Source organism: Arthrobacter sp. FB24 (assembly GCF_000196235.1).
In the GTDB taxonomy this organism is placed as follows: domain Bacteria; phylum Actinomycetota; class Actinomycetes; order Actinomycetales; family Micrococcaceae; genus Arthrobacter.
On the sequence record NC_008541.1, the window covers coordinates 3,444,085 to 3,457,390 of the forward strand.

Genomic DNA, 13,306 nt, shown 5'->3' on the forward strand with positions numbered 1-13,306 from the left:
TCCTTTGGGTGGCAGATGAGGGATTCGAACCCCCGTAGGCGTTGCCAGCTGATTTACAGTCAGCCCCCTTTGGCCGCTCGGGTAATCTGCCGAACTTCAAAAGAAGATCACTCGCGGTTTCCTTGGTCAGAACTACTGTTTCCAGTCCGTTCCGCTTCCAGCAACCGCGGGCAAGACAACTTTACAGAACTTCTGCCGAAGAATCGAATCGAGCCGCCAAGGCCTCCGAATACCCCGGAAATCCGCCAAAAATCAGGCTTCGCCAAGAATGCGTCCGGCCAGTTTCGCTTCGAACTTCGCTGCCTGCTCCTCGGTGATCTGGTTCAACTGCACCGCCCGCATTAGATCCGAGTGCACACCGTCCAGGCGGGAGGAAGCCTCGGCCACGGGGCTAAGGATGATCGAGGCAGCCACGGCCGCGGCTGCCACAGAGGTGGCCGCAGCGGCGAGGGAGGTGGCCGCAGCGGCAGTGGAGCGCGTGACGTAGCGGACGGCCTTCTGGTGCATGTGCTTTCCTTCCGGGACAACTCTTCCAACACCTCCAACCCTGGGGGCCAAGACTTCGTTCCCGCCGTGCGTCCGCTTTGAAGTAACTGTGAATCGACCGGAACGCGTCTGCTGCGGCCGTTTTCGCTTCGGGCCCGGCCCGGGCCCTGAGCCTTCACTTCGCCGCCATCCGTACTAGGCTGGAATGCAGACAACACTGCCCCCGAAGGGGTACCCAGGCGATCAGCAGGAGGACAGTTATGGCAGGCGAATCCACATTCGACGTCGTCAGCAAGGTAGACAAGCAGGAAGTTGCCAATGCCCTGAACCAGGCGCAGAAGGAACTGGCCCAGCGCTACGACTTCAAGGGCGTTGGCGCCGAGGTCGATTTCAGCGGTGAAAAGATCCTAATGAAGGCCAACTCCGAAGAGCGGGTGCTGGCAGTCCTGGACGTACTGCAGTCCAAGCTCATCCGCCGCGGAATCTCGCTGAAGTCGCTGGACACCGGCGAGCCCTACGCATCCGGCAAGGAATATCGGCTGGAGGCGTCCATCAAGGAGGGCATCGCCCAGGACCTTGCAAAGAAGATCAACAAGCTGATCCGCGACGAGGCGCCCAAGTCCGTCAAATCCCAGATCCAGGGCGATGAACTTCGCGTGACGTCCAAGTCCCGCGACGATCTGCAGGCCACCATGGCCCTCCTGAAGGACTTTGACGAAGCCGACCTGCAGTTCGTCAACTTCCGCAGCTGAACCGAGCCGCCGTTTTCGACGCGCAAAAATCCACACGCTACTCAAAAAGGCTGGCGACACCGGTATATGGGTGTCGCCAGCCTTTTTGCGCGTCGGAAACCACTTTGCGCGTCAGAAGTACGACGGCGGCAACTCAGCTGGCCGGGCCGCCCGCCATCAGTTCCAGGCGGGTGATGCGGTCCTGCATCGGCGGGTGCGTTGCAAACATCCGGGTCACACCGCCGGCACGGAACGGGTTGGCGATCATCAGGTGCGAGGTGTTCACCAGCTTCTGGTCCGGCGGGAGCGGCACCATCTGCACGCCCTGATGGATCTTGCGCAGGGCTGAGGCGAGCGCCAGCGGATCGCCCGTGAGCGCGGAACCGTCCTCGTCGGCGTCGTACTCTCTGGTCCGGGAAATAGCCGACTGGATCACCACCGCCGCGAGCGGAGCGAGAAGCGCCATCGCCATCACCGCGAGCGGGTTTGAATTGCGGCGGTCCCCTCCGCCGAAGATCAGCAGCATCTGGCCCACCGAGGTGATCACGCCCGCTACTGCCGCGGCCACGGACGAGGTCAGGATGTCCCTGTTGTAAACGTGCATGAGCTCGTGGCCCAGCACCCCCCGAAGCTCCCTGAGGCTCAGGAGCCGCAGGATGCCTTCCGTGCAGCAGACGGCGGCGTTCTGCGGGTTCCTGCCGGTGGCAAAAGCATTCGGCGCCGGCGTGGGCGAGACGTAAATCCGCGGCATGGGCTGGTTCGCCTTAGCGGAGAGCTCCCGGACGATCTGGTAGAGCTGGGGCGCCTGCTCCTCGGTGACGGGGTACGCCTGCATGGAGCGGAGCGCGAGTTTGTCGCTGTTCCAGTACCCGTAGGCTGTGGTGCCCACGCCCACCAGCGCCATGATCCAGATGGGGGTGGTGCTCCGCATGCTGCTGCCGATCACGGCACCCAGCCCCAGCAGCACCGCCCAGAGCACCCCGAACAGAGCCGCGGTCTTCAGTCCGTTGTGGTGATTATGCACTGTGCCTCCTCACGACGTTCCTACCCTCGAATGACGGCCTGGGCGGCGCCGCTACGCAACGGGATTCCGCGCGTCGTACTTCAGGAATCCCGACTGCCATCGCGCCACCGTCCACGCCACGGCGATGCACAACAACCCGCCCAGCAGCAAAACCCAACCTTCACTCAAAAGTTTAGTGCCGCCGCCGGCCAGCATGTCCCCGATCCGCGGACCGCCGGCAACCACCACCACAAACACTCCCTGGAGCCGCCCGCGCAGGTGGTCCGGTGTCGCCGCCTGGAGGATGGTGGTCCGGAAAACGGCACTCACGGAGTCCGCGATGCCGGCTAGGGCACAGCAGAGCGCCGCGGGCAGCAGCCACCACGTCACACCGTCGGCGCCGGAACGCCCGGCCAGCACCACCACCAGTCCGAAGCCGGCGATGGAGGCACCCCACCCCATGACGGACCACACCACGGCGCTCCCTTGCCGGCGGATGCCGCCCAGCGGTCCGGAGAAGAGCCCGGCCAGGAACGCGCCCACTGCTGTAGACGCCAGCAGCACGCCCACGGTGGCCTCGCCGCCGCCGATCATCACCGCACCGATCGCCGGCATCAGGGCCCGCGGCTGCGCGAAGATCATGGCCACGAGGTCGATCACAAACGTCATGCGCAGATTTGGTCTGGTACCCAGGAAGCGGAAACCCTCCACCACCGAACGCAGCCCGGCCCGGTGCGTGGTCTTCCCCGGCGGCATCGGAGGGAGCCTCAGCAGGGCCCAGAACGCAAAGGCGAAGCTTGCCACGTCCAGCGTGTAGGTCCAGCCGAAGCCCACCCAGGCCACCAGCACGCCGGCCAGCAGCGGACCGGCTGTCATGCCCAGGCCGAACGTGATCATGCTCAGCGCGTTGGCGGCCGGCAGGAGTTCCTTGCGGACCAGTGCCGGGATGATGGCGCTGCGGGCGGGCTGGTTGATGGCCTGGGCGCCGCTCTGCACGGCCACCAGCACGTAGAGCAGCCACACGTTGCCCAGCCCGAGCCAGGCCTGCGCCGCCAGCCCGGCGGTGGTAAGCCACAGCATGGTGGTCGCCAGCAGGGCAACCTTGCGGCGGTCGTGGGCATCGGCGATGGAGCCGCCCAGCAGGCCTCCGAGCACCAGGGGCACCAGCGCGAAGATACTCAGCAAGCCAACGTAGAGGCTGTCCTGCGTCAGCCGGTACACCTCAAGGCTCACCGCCACCAGGGTCAGCTGGCTGCCAAGGTTGGAGACGGCGGATCCAAGCCAGAGCCGGCGGAAGTCAGGGCTCTCGCGCAGCGGAGTGATGTCAGCCAGGAATCTTCCCACCGGGCAACTCTAGCGGCGGAGGCAGCGGGATCCGGGCCATTCAGGGGCCTGCATGCTGCGGCGCCCCTGAATGCCGGACGCGGCCTTGATAGTCTCGGGCGGGGAAACACTATGGCGGAAGGAATGCACATGCAGTTGTCCAGACGGCTGCTTTTCGGCTCGGCGGTCTGGGAGGTCACCCGGCCGCGCACTCCGCTGACGGCCGGCCACCTGATGATCCGCCTGAGCAATCCGGCAACGACCCTGGACCACAGGTCGGCGGCCGACTGGCTGCGCTGCCACAACGCTGCCCGAAGGGCACTGGCCGATGTTCTCGGGGCAGACACCTGCACCCTGCTTTTTGCGCATCGCTGGCATGCGCTCGGCGCCGCTATCGGCGAACCTGCCGCGGAGTCATCCACCCCCACGTTCCACCTGTTCGGCCGCTGGGACGGCGAACCGGTCACCCCCGCCGGGCAGCTGTCCCTGCCGGCGCAGCGCCGGAAGCCGGCGCCGGACCAGGAACTGGACAAGTACGACGCCGGGCTCCGCACCGCGCTGCTGAAAGCGGCAACTGCCTCGGTGGACGGGACGGCGCACGGGACACCGGACTTCGCGGCTGACGGTGCCGGTTCGGCAGACATCGCGGAAGGCGATACGGAAGCCGCCCAGGAACAGGAAGCGCCGCTTCCCGCCATCCGGGCCTGGGCGCCGTCGTCCCCTGCGGGCTCGGACCACACGGTCCTCGCACCGGAACGGACCATCGGTTCCGTGGAGGATGTGACCCCGCGGGAACTGCTCGCCCTGGCCGCGGCGCTGGAAGCTCTGGCGCTCCGGCAGGCTGTGACCGGCCTCAGCTGCCTGGTTCCTGACACTGCCGTCACGGCCGGCCGGCTCGAACTGCACGCGCTGGGCCGCTCTGCCGGTGAAGCCGTCAACCCGTTTGAAATGTTGCTGCGGTCTCCGGAGATTAGCCCAGCCTTATTGTGATTTAGTCATAATAAGTGCTTGAATGGGGCTATGACAGTTCACGAGGCAGGCCAGGATGCATGGGCAGCCGCCCTGCGCGCCCACGGCCGCCGGGTGACCAAGCAGCGGCTGGCGGTCCTCACCGCCGTCGAACGCCACCCGCACTCGCCGGCCGAAAGCATCCTCGCCGCCGCGCGTGAAGAACTGCCTGAAATGACCGCACAGTCCGTTTACGTGGTCCTCGGTGACCTCACGGACCTGCATATGCTGCGCCGGTTCGAACCGCCCCATTCCCCCGCGCTGTACGAGACGCGGGTGGGCGACAACCACCACCACGCCATCTGCATCAGTTGCGGACGGGTGGAGGACGTGGACTGCGCCGTGGGCCATGCGCCCTGCCTCACGCCGCACTGGGATGAAAATTCCGAGCCGATGACCATCCAGATCGCTGACGTCATGTACCAGGGCATCTGCCAGGACTGCCAGCGCACCCAAAAGCTACCCGCCGAACGAAACTAAGCAAGAAACCCAACCAAAGGAGAAAGATGACTCTGAACATCTCTGCGCCCGCTGTGTCCACCACACAGTCCGGTGCTCCCGTCACTTCCGATGCTCACTCGAAGGCTGTCGGCGCTGACGGCGCCATCATCCTGACCGACCACTACCTGGTCGAGAAGCTCGCCCAGTTCAACCGCGAGCGTGTCCCGGAGCGCGTAGTCCACGCCAAGGGCGGCGGCGCGTTCGGTAAGTTCACCACCACCGAGGACATCTCCAAGTACACCAAGGCCGCCTTCCTGCAGCCGGGCGTGGAAACCGAAATGCTGATCCGCTTCTCCTCGGTGGCCGGCGAGAACGGCTCCCCCGACACCTGGCGCGATCCCCGCGGCTTCGCCGTGAAGTTCTACACCTCCGAGGGCAACTACGACCTCGTGGGCAACAACACCCCCGTCTTCTTCATCCGCGACGGCATCAAGTTCCCGGACTTCATCCACTCCCAGAAGCGCCTGCCGGGCACCCACCTGCGCGACGCCGACATGCAGTGGGATTTCTGGACCCTGTCCCCCGAGTCCGCACACCAGGTGACCTGGCTCATGGGCGACCGCGGCCTGCCGGCTTCCTGGCGTGAAATGCAGGGCTATGGCTCGCACACCTACCAGTGGATCAACGCCGAGGGCGAGCGCTTCTGGGTCAAGTACCACTTCAAGTCCAACCAGGGCGTCAAGACCATCACGGGCGACCGCGCCGAAGAGCTGGCCGGCTCGGACGCGGACTTCTACATCCGCGACCTCCAGGAGAACATTGCCGCCGGCAACTTCCCCTCCTGGGACCTGCACGTCCAGGTCATGCCGTACGAGGACGCCAAGACCTACCGCTTCAACCCGTTCGACCTCACCAAGGTGTGGCCGCACTCGGACTACCCGCTGATCAAGGTGGGCACCATGGAGCTGAACCGCAACCCGGAGAACTACTTCGCGCAGATCGAGCAGGCCACCTTCGCGCCGTCGAACTTCGTTCCGGGCATCGCCGCTTCCCCGGACAAGATGCTGCAGGCCCGCATCTTCTCCTACGCCGATGCACACCGCTACCGCGTGGGCACCAACCACGCCCAGATCCCGGTGAACCAGCCGAAGAACCAGGTCAACAACTACAGCCAGGACGGCGCCGGGCGTTACCACTTCAACGCCCCGTCCGTTCCGGTCTACGCCCCGAACTCGGTTGGCGGCCCCGCTGCTGTTGAGCCGCAGAACCCTGCCGGCGGCTGGGAGAACGACGGCGAGCTGACGCTCTCCGCCCACTCCCTGCACGCTGAGGACAACGACTTCGGCCAGGCCGGCACGCTGTACCGCGAAGTGTTCGACGACGGCGCCAAGGCCCGTCTGCTGGACACCATCACCGGTGCGGTGGGCGGCGTGAAGAACGCCGGAATCAAGGAACGCGCCATCCAGTACTGGACCAACGTTGACGCCGACCTCGGCGCCAAGCTGCGCGCCAACCTGGGCGCCGGCCAGACCGAATCCGACGCCGAGGCAGCCAACAAGCTGTAGCCTCCTCCGGCGGCGCCCCGGGCGCCCCCGGCTGTGATTCATGGGAACACCCCGCTGCGGACATCCGCGGCGGGGTGTTCTGCTCTTTCCGTTGTGCGGCTCTTACCCCTGTTTTCCACATACGCGCCACGGGCCACTGGCCGGGCCGCCGGAGCCGCCCTAGGCTCACTGCATGACCACATTCCAGGGCATCCCCGCCGCAGCATTCGGCTTCTATGCCGAACTTGAGCAGAACAACAACCGGGAGTGGTGGCTCGGACACAAACCCCGGTACGAATCGCTCGTCCGGGAACCGCTGGCGGCCCTGCTGGCCCAGCTGGAGCCAAGGTTCGGCCCTGCGAAAATCTTCCGGCCGAACCGGGACGTCCGATTCTCCCCCGACAAATCCCCCTACAAGACGGCCCAGGGAGCGCTCGCGTCCTTCCAGGAAGGCGTGGGGTACTACGTACAGCTAAGCGCCGACGGCCTCCTGGTGGGAGGCGGCTGCCATTCGAGCTCGCCCGCCCAGCTGGCCCGCTTCCGGAACTCGGTGGACGCCACCGGGACCGGAGAGTCCCTGGCGCAGATTGTGCGCAGGGTCAGCGAAGCGGGATTCACTGTGGAGGGTGAACGGCTCAAGACCGTGCCAAGGGGCTTTCCGCGGGACCATCCCCGGGCGGAGCTCCTCAAATACAAGTCGCTGTCCGCGGCCAAGGCGCTCGGTGAGCCTGACTGGCTCGCCACGCCCGCAGCCGCGGAGGAAGTTTCCCGGCTCTGGGAACAGCTCCGGCCGCTCGTTGAATGGGTGGGCCGCCACGCCGCACCCTGAGCTTTGTGACGGCGGGCTGTGCGGGCCTTGCGACGCCGGGCGGGCTACGGAGTGTCGGAGGCGGAGGTCGCTGTCGTTGGAGCCTGCGCCGCTGATGAGGCAGCCGCCGGGCGGTGGCCTCTCTTGGCCAGTTGGATCTGCTCATAGACGTGGTGCCGCAGCTCGGTAAAGCGTGGCAGCGAACGGGTGTTCAGCTGGTCACGCTCTGCCGGAAGGTCGATCACGATGTCTTCCTGGATGACCGTCGGAGAGCTGGAAAGGATGATGACCCGCTCCCCCAGGTAGACCGATTCATCGATGTCGTGCGTCACGAAGAGCACCGTTACGCCGAGCTTCTTCCATACGACCCGGATCAGGTCTTCCAGGTCGGCCCGGGTCTGGGCATCCACGGCGGCGAACGGTTCGTCCATCAGCAGGACCTCCGGCTGGTAGGCAATGGCCCGGGCGATCGCCACGCGCTGCTGCATGCCGCCGGAGAGCTGCCAGGGGTAGGACCGCGGAACGCCGGACAGGCCCACGGCCTCGAGGGCCTCATCCACCAGCCTGTCGCGCTCGGCCTTCGGCATCCCCTGGTTCTTCAGCGGAAGTTCCACGTTGTCGCGAACCCGCATCCACGGGAACAGCGAGCGTCCGTATTCCTGGAACACCACGGCCATCTTTTTCGGAGGACCGGTCACCCGCTTGCCGTCGAGCAGGACTTCTCCCTCAGTCGGGGCCATCAGGCCGGAAATGCATTTCAGGAGCGTGGTCTTGCCGGAGCCCGAGGGGCCAACGAGGCACGCCAACTCGCCGGCGCGCAGGTCGAAAGTGAGGTTCCGCACGGCCTCGATGTCGCCGCCGTCGGTCTGGTACACCTTCTTCACCCCGCGGACGGACAGCATCGCTTCCTGGGCCGTTTGAGTTGAGTCAGGCTGCATTTTCTACCTCTTTCTGGCCGTGGTACCAGCGCAGGATGTTCCGCTCAGCCCACTGGAAGATGAATGACATGCCAACACCCAGCAGGCCCAGGACCACAATGCCGGACCACATCTCCGGAATGGCGAACGAGCGCTGGAACTGGACGATGGTGAAACCCAGGCCCGAGGACGAGGCGAACATCTCGGAAATCACCATCAGGATCAGCCCGAGGGACATCGACTGGCGGACGCCGGCCATGATTTGCGGGCTGGCCGAAGGCAGGACCAGGTAACGGACCCGGGCCCAGCCGTCGATGCCGTAGGTGTGGCTGGAATCGGAGAGCACCGGGTCGACGGCGCGGACGCCCTCAATGGTGTTCAGCAGGACCGGCCAGACGCACCCGGAGATGATGACGACAACTTTCATGGAGTCGGTGATGCCCATCAGCAGCATCAGCACCGGCACCAGGACCGGAGGGGGGATGGCGCGGAAAAACTCCAGCGTCGGTTCCAGCAGCGCGCGGAGCCATCTGACCGATCCGATCAGGACCCCGCCGACGACGCCGATCACGATCGCCGCGATCACGCCCACGGCGAGCCGCCCTATGCTGGGCAGCACGTCCGTGAGGAAACGCTCGCCGAACCAGACCTTGCCAAACGTTCCGACCAGGCTGGCCGGCGTGGGGACAAAGAAGTTGACCGGCCCCAGGGTGGAGGACCACCAGACCAGGACCAGCAATACCGGCAGTCCCAGCAGGAAGCCGAAGTTCTTCAAGACCTTCATACGATCACCTCGGAACGGACCGACGAGTGCCAGGCAAGGGTCTTCTTCTCAATGAAACGCATCAGGATGTTGATCAGCACGCCGATCAGCCCGGTGGCGAGCACCAGGGCGTACATGCCGGAGATTGCGCCGCCGGACTGGGCAAGGGCGATCTCCCGGCCGAGTCCCGGGGATCCGATCACAAGTTCGGCCGTGATGGCCAGGACCAGCGCCACCGCGCCCGCCAGCCGCACCCCGGTCATCAGGTATGGCAGGGCCGTGGGAAAGACGACGTAGCGGATGCGGGCCATCCTGCCCAGGCCGTACGTCTTGGCCGTATTGTTGGCGACCATGTCGACGTCGGCCACGCCGTAGAGGACCTGTATCAGGACCTGCCAGAAGGACGCGTACACAATCAGCAGCAGCGACGACTCGATCTTCACGCCGAAGAGCAGAACGGCCAGCGGGATCAGGGCCACCGAGGGGATCGGGCGGAGGAATTCAACGGTCGAATTGGTGGCCTTCCGGAGGAAGTTGCTGGAGCCGATAATGAAGCCGAGCAGCACGGCCGCCGCCACGGCTATCAGGAGGCCCAGGAACCAGGCCTTCATGGTCTCGCCGACCGCAACCCAGAAGGCGGTGAGTCCGAAGTCGGCAACGAGCGCGGCGATGACCTCACTCGCGGGCGGCAGATAGCGCTCATCGATGATGCCGAGCCGGGGAATCAGCTCCCAGGTGCCCAGGAACCCCAGGATCCCAGCGACCCCGAGCAGTTGTTGTGTTGGTACCTTACGGACCCGCCGGTAGTGCCGCTCCGCGCCGGGAGCGGCACTACCGGAGGTTGGAGCCTGTGAACTCACGGGAGGAGTTCGTCTGCGTTCGGAGCCTTGGTCAGCGTGCCGTAGCTGGCGGCGGCGTCGCCGAGGGTCTTGAACGCATCCTTGTTGAAGTCGACCCGGTACCGCGGCAGCACGATCTTGGCCCGGGCAGCCTCGTCGATCTTCGTGTAGGTGCCCACGATGTCGCGGACCTCCTGCGGGTGCTGCTGCGCATATTCAAGCGATTTGTTCATGGCACGGGTGAACTTCTGCGTGAGCTCAGCCTTGCCCTTGATGGTGTCTCCCTTGGTGAAGTAGCCGGCGATGTCCAGCTCCGGGCTCATCTCGACGAAGTTCCAGGAAACCACTTTGCCGCCTTCAGCCACGGCCTTGGACAGGAAGGGCTCAAGGATCCACGCCGCATCCACCTGCTTGTTGGCCAGGGCCGCCGGGGCGTCCGGGAAGGCCACCTCGACGAACTTCACGCTCTTGGGGTCACCACCGTCCTTTTCGACGACCGACTTGATGGTGGTGTCGCCGATGTTGGAGAGGTTGTTCACCGAAACGGTCTTGCCTGCGAGGTCTTTCCCGGACTGGATGCTTGAGCCTGCCGGCACGACGACGCCGCCGATGTCCTTGCCCTTTTCCCCGGTGGTGGACGCACCGTTGGCGACGAATTTCAGGTCAAGGCCCTTGTCCTTGGCGACCATCACCGAGATCAGATTTGAGAACGCGAAGTCGAAACTGCCACTGACGACACCGGGGACGATCGCCGCACCGCCGGTTGCGGTCTGGATGTCCAGCTGGAGGCCCTCTTCCTTGAAGAAGCCCTGCTTGTCTCCGAGGTAGATGGGGGCGCAGTCGACGATGGGAATGACACCGACGCTGACCTTCGTCAGGTCCGAACCTCCACCGGCGGTGCCCGAGGCAGTTCCGCCTCCCGTGGAACTGGGCGAGCCACTTCCGCAGGCCGACAATCCCAGAACAGACGCGGCTGCCAGAACGGCAATAAATCGACGTTTCATGTTCACTCCTTTGTGCCCACTGACCGGGAGCGCTGACTCCAAGCCACAGCCATTCGCCATTCGAACAGCTGTTCAACAATCGGATCTAAGCGAATGTGAGGTCAACCACATCTACTTAGGGCTCATTGTTACAGCTCTGAGACGGCGGGGTAAGGGCCGGCTGCCCCTGTTGGGAGGTCAGACGTGCTGGCCGTCCGTGGCCAGGCGGTGTTCAAGGTTCGAGAAGAACACGGCCACCATCAGTTCGAAGGCCTTGGTGGCTTCCTCTGGCTGGTTCATCACCACAAAATCGAACTGTAAGCCGTAGAAAGTGGAGGTGAAGAGGCGGGCGTCGGTGTCTGCATACTCCGGCCGGATGCCCTGCACCACCAACCAGTCGCGTGCTTTTTCGTGGAGCATGCGGAAGTGGTCCTGGGCTGTCCCGCGGGGCGAGGCCGCCACAACGTCCTGCGCCGTGGCCTCGAACTCAAGCCTTGCGAGGTGGCGGTTGCGCTGGGCCATGGTCCACTGCCAGGACTCCATCAGGAAGGACCGCCACGCTTCCCGGTCGATGTCACGCACGTCGGTACTGCGCATGCTGTCCAGCCTGGATTCGATGGAGCGGATGATCTCATTGACCAGTTGTTCCCGGTTGCCGAAGTGGTAGACCAGCACGTACGAGCTGATGCCCAGGCCCTCCGCGAGGCTCCGGAAGGTGAGCTCGGCCAGGGTCTTGTCCATCAGGTAGTCCTGAATGGCAGACAACAGCTCCACCTTGCGTTGCGGTTTAACAGCTCTGGCCATGACTCCATCTTATGGAGTCATGGCCAGAGCTAATTCCGGGGCCGGAGGTCAGGGGCGGGTAAGCGCGTCCTCATCCTTATCCGCCACTGCCTGCGGGACGCCATTGACGGCGGCCTTGGCCTCAGCGAACTTCTCGTTCAACCGGGAGTGCCGCTGGCCGTAGGCGAAGTAGATGGCTACACCGATGACGAGCCAGATGGCGAAGAAAATCCAGGTCTCCACCGCGAGGTTTGTCATCAGGTACAGGCACAGGAGGGCGGACACCACCGGGATAACCTTGCCGAACGGCACGCGGAACGCCGGCTTCAGGTCCGGGCGCTTCTTCCGCAGGACCAGGATGCCCAGGCTCACCATCACAAAGGCGGACAACGTGCCGATGTTGATCATTTCCTCGAGCAGATCCACGTTGGTCAGGCCGGCCACGACGGCCACTGCCGCGCCGCAGATCACCTGGAGGCGGACCGGCGTCGCACGGATGGTGCTGGTCTTGGACAGCGAGCGCGGCAGCAGGCCGTCGCGGCTCATCGCCAGGACCACCCGGGACAGGCCCATGAGCAGGACCATGATCACCGTGGTGAGGCCCACCAGGGAGCCGAAGGCGATGACCTTGGCGGCGTCGGTGTTGCCTACGGCTTCGAACGCGGTGGTGAGGGTTGGGTTCTTGGCCTCCGCCAGCTGCGTGTAGGACACCATGCCGGTCAGGGCGAGCGACACGAGGATGTAGAGAACGGTGACAATGGCCAGGCCGCCGAAGATGCCGCGAGGCAGGGTCTTCTGCGGGTTCTTGACCTCTTCGGCCGAGGTGGCAACAACGTCGAATCCGATGAAGGCGAAGAACACGAGCGCCGCGCCGGCAAAGATGCCCAGCGTGCCGTATTGCGCCGGGACGGCTCCGGTCAGGAAGCCGAAGAAGGACTGCTTGAGCACGTCGGCGGTGCCGGAGGCTGCAGTCGGTTCGGAGGCGGGAACGAAGGGCGAGTAGTTCTCGAACTTCACGTAGCTGAAGCCCACCACGATCACGAACAGCACCACGGCGATCTTGATGAGGGTGAAGATGTTGCCCACGCGGGCGGACAGCTTTGTCCCGAGCACCAGCAGGACGGTGAAGACGGCCACGATCAGGAATGCGCCCCAGTAGAGGTCGATTCCGCCGAGCGAGATGGAGGGCGGAATGTCCACGCCCATGAGGGCAAAGACCTTGCTGAGGTAAATGCCCCAGTACTTGGCGATCACGGCACCTGCCGTGAAGAGCTCCAGGATGAGGTTCCAGCCGATAATCCAGGCCAGCAGTTCCCCCATGGTGGCGTACGTGAAGACGTAGGCGGAACCCGCGACCGGAATGGCCGTGGCAAATTCTGCGTAGCACATGATGGCCAACGCGCACGTGACCGCAGCAATGGCGAAGGAGATCGTCACAGCGGGGCCGGCGAAGTTCGCAGCGGCCTTGGCTCCGACGGAAAAGATCCCCGCGCCGACAGCAACGGCGACACCCATGATCATGAGGTCCCACGTGCTCAGGGAACGCTTCAGCTTGCGTCCGGGTTCATCGGCGTCGGCGATCGACTGCTCGATGGATTTCGTCCGGAAAAGGTTCATAGGAAAGTCCACAATCTCGATAGCTTGCTGGAAACAGACTTATCAAGAGTAGTGTCCATC

The 13,306-nt window shown here is 64.7% G+C and carries 14 protein-coding genes and 1 tRNA gene; 5 read left to right on the forward strand and 10 right to left on the reverse strand.

Annotated elements, in window-relative coordinates; genetic code table 11:
• Nucleotides 1-9 precede the first annotated feature (9 nt).
• A tRNA-Tyr gene (locus tag ARTH_RS15610) sits at nt 10-91 on the reverse strand.
• A gap of 161 nt (nt 92-252) precedes the next feature.
• Entirely contained in the window at nt 253-507 is a 255-nt protein-coding gene (locus tag ARTH_RS15615) for a hypothetical protein (protein ID WP_011692903.1), read from the reverse strand.
• A 239-nt stretch (nt 508-746) separates the two neighbouring features.
• On the opposite strand from ARTH_RS15615, the gene ARTH_RS15620 reads away from it, so the two are divergent.
• Nucleotides 747-1,238 (forward strand): YajQ family cyclic di-GMP-binding protein, encoded by a 492-nt coding sequence (locus tag ARTH_RS15620; protein ID WP_003804256.1) that lies wholly within the window; start codon nt 747-749, stop codon nt 1,236-1,238.
• Nucleotides 1,239-1,371: 133 nt separating this feature from the next.
• Here ARTH_RS15620 and htpX read toward each other — a convergent pair whose 3' ends face one another.
• Both htpX and ARTH_RS15630 read right to left on the reverse strand, forming a co-directional pair.
• Nucleotides 1,372-2,241, reverse strand: a complete 870-nt coding sequence (gene htpX, locus ARTH_RS15625; RefSeq protein WP_011692904.1) for a zinc metalloprotease HtpX — start codon at nt 2,239-2,241, stop codon at nt 1,372-1,374.
• Between the two features lie 51 nt (nt 2,242-2,292).
• Entirely contained in the window at nt 2,293-3,564 is a 1,272-nt protein-coding gene (locus tag ARTH_RS15630; protein WP_011692905.1) for an MFS transporter, read from the reverse strand.
• A gap of 129 nt (nt 3,565-3,693) precedes the next feature.
• On the opposite strand from ARTH_RS15630, the gene ARTH_RS15635 reads away from it, so the two are divergent.
• The 4 genes from ARTH_RS15635 to ARTH_RS15650 all read left to right on the forward strand — a co-directional run bounded on the left by ARTH_RS15635 (nt 3,694) and on the right by ARTH_RS15650 (nt 7,365).
• A complete protein-coding gene (locus tag ARTH_RS15635) occupies nt 3,694-4,533 on the forward strand; it encodes a hypothetical protein (protein WP_011692906.1) in 840 nt (279 codons plus the stop codon).
• Nucleotides 4,534-4,563: 30 nt separating this feature from the next.
• Nucleotides 4,564-5,031, forward strand: coding sequence for a Fur family transcriptional regulator (locus tag ARTH_RS15640; protein ID WP_011692907.1), 468 nt, complete (start codon nt 4,564-4,566; stop codon nt 5,029-5,031).
• Nucleotides 5,032-5,057: 26 nt separating this feature from the next.
• Nucleotides 5,058-6,557, forward strand: a complete 1,500-nt coding sequence (locus ARTH_RS15645) for a catalase (protein WP_011692908.1) — start codon at nt 5,058-5,060, stop codon at nt 6,555-6,557.
• A gap of 172 nt (nt 6,558-6,729) precedes the next feature.
• Nucleotides 6,730-7,365: a DUF2461 domain-containing protein gene (locus tag ARTH_RS15650; protein WP_011692909.1), complete on the forward strand. Its 636-nt coding sequence runs from the start codon at nt 6,730-6,732 to the stop codon at nt 7,363-7,365.
• Between the two features lie 44 nt (nt 7,366-7,409).
• Here the strand turns inward: ARTH_RS15650 and ARTH_RS15655 are convergent, their stop codons facing one another.
• The 6 genes from ARTH_RS15655 to ARTH_RS15680 all read right to left on the reverse strand — a co-directional run bounded on the left by ARTH_RS15655 (nt 7,410) and on the right by ARTH_RS15680 (nt 13,246).
• Nucleotides 7,410-8,282, reverse strand: coding sequence for an ABC transporter ATP-binding protein (locus ARTH_RS15655; protein ID WP_011692910.1), 873 nt, complete (start codon nt 8,280-8,282; stop codon nt 7,410-7,412).
• Nucleotides 8,272-9,045, reverse strand: a complete 774-nt coding sequence (locus ARTH_RS15660; RefSeq protein WP_011692911.1) for an ABC transporter permease — start codon at nt 9,043-9,045, stop codon at nt 8,272-8,274. Before ARTH_RS15660 ends, ARTH_RS15655 begins: the two co-directional genes overlap by 11 nt.
• Nucleotides 9,042-9,884 carry an ABC transporter permease gene (locus tag ARTH_RS15665; RefSeq protein ID WP_011692912.1) on the reverse strand — a complete coding sequence of 281 codons (843 nt, stop codon included), beginning with the start codon at nt 9,882-9,884 and terminating at the stop codon, nt 9,042-9,044. Before ARTH_RS15665 ends, ARTH_RS15660 begins: the two co-directional genes overlap by 4 nt.
• Complete coding sequence (locus ARTH_RS15670) at nt 9,881-10,867, reverse strand: ABC transporter substrate-binding protein (RefSeq protein WP_011692913.1); 987 nt, start codon at nt 10,865-10,867, stop codon at nt 9,881-9,883. Before ARTH_RS15670 ends, ARTH_RS15665 begins: the two co-directional genes overlap by 4 nt.
• 177 nt (nt 10,868-11,044) lie before the next feature.
• Complete coding sequence (locus tag ARTH_RS15675; protein ID WP_011692914.1) at nt 11,045-11,650, reverse strand: TetR/AcrR family transcriptional regulator; 606 nt, start codon at nt 11,648-11,650, stop codon at nt 11,045-11,047.
• Nucleotides 11,651-11,698: 48 nt separating this feature from the next.
• Entirely contained in the window at nt 11,699-13,246 is a 1,548-nt protein-coding gene (locus ARTH_RS15680; protein ID WP_011692915.1) for an amino acid permease, read from the reverse strand.
• Between the last annotated feature and the right edge of the window lie 60 nt (nt 13,247-13,306).

Bases quoted from the DNA above. Each gene is read 5' to 3' on its own strand.
- ARTH_RS15640 (WP_011692907.1), top strand. From the start codon at position 4,564: ATGACAGTTCACGAGGCAGGCCAGGATGCATGGGCAGCCGCCCTGCGC.
- ARTH_RS15655 (WP_011692910.1), bottom strand. From the start codon at position 8,282: ATGCAGCCTGACTCAACTCAAACGGCCCAGGAAGCGATGCTGTCCGTC.
- ARTH_RS15645 (WP_011692908.1), top strand. From the start codon at position 5,058: ATGACTCTGAACATCTCTGCGCCCGCTGTGTCCACCACACAGTCCGGT.
- ARTH_RS15635 (WP_011692906.1), top strand. From the start codon at position 3,694: ATGCAGTTGTCCAGACGGCTGCTTTTCGGCTCGGCGGTCTGGGAGGTC.
- ARTH_RS15670 (WP_011692913.1), bottom strand. From the start codon at position 10,867: ATGAAACGTCGATTTATTGCCGTTCTGGCAGCCGCGTCTGTTCTGGGA.
- ARTH_RS15660 (WP_011692911.1), bottom strand. From the start codon at position 9,045: ATGAAGGTCTTGAAGAACTTCGGCTTCCTGCTGGGACTGCCGGTATTG.
- ARTH_RS15615 (WP_011692903.1), bottom strand. From the start codon at position 507: ATGCACCAGAAGGCCGTCCGCTACGTCACGCGCTCCACTGCCGCTGCG.
- ARTH_RS15650 (WP_011692909.1), top strand. From the start codon at position 6,730: ATGACCACATTCCAGGGCATCCCCGCCGCAGCATTCGGCTTCTATGCC.
- ARTH_RS15680 (WP_011692915.1), bottom strand. From the start codon at position 13,246: ATGAACCTTTTCCGGACGAAATCCATCGAGCAGTCGATCGCCGACGCC.
- ARTH_RS15675 (WP_011692914.1), bottom strand. From the start codon at position 11,650: ATGGCCAGAGCTGTTAAACCGCAACGCAAGGTGGAGCTGTTGTCTGCC.
- ARTH_RS15620 (WP_003804256.1), top strand. From the start codon at position 747: ATGGCAGGCGAATCCACATTCGACGTCGTCAGCAAGGTAGACAAGCAG.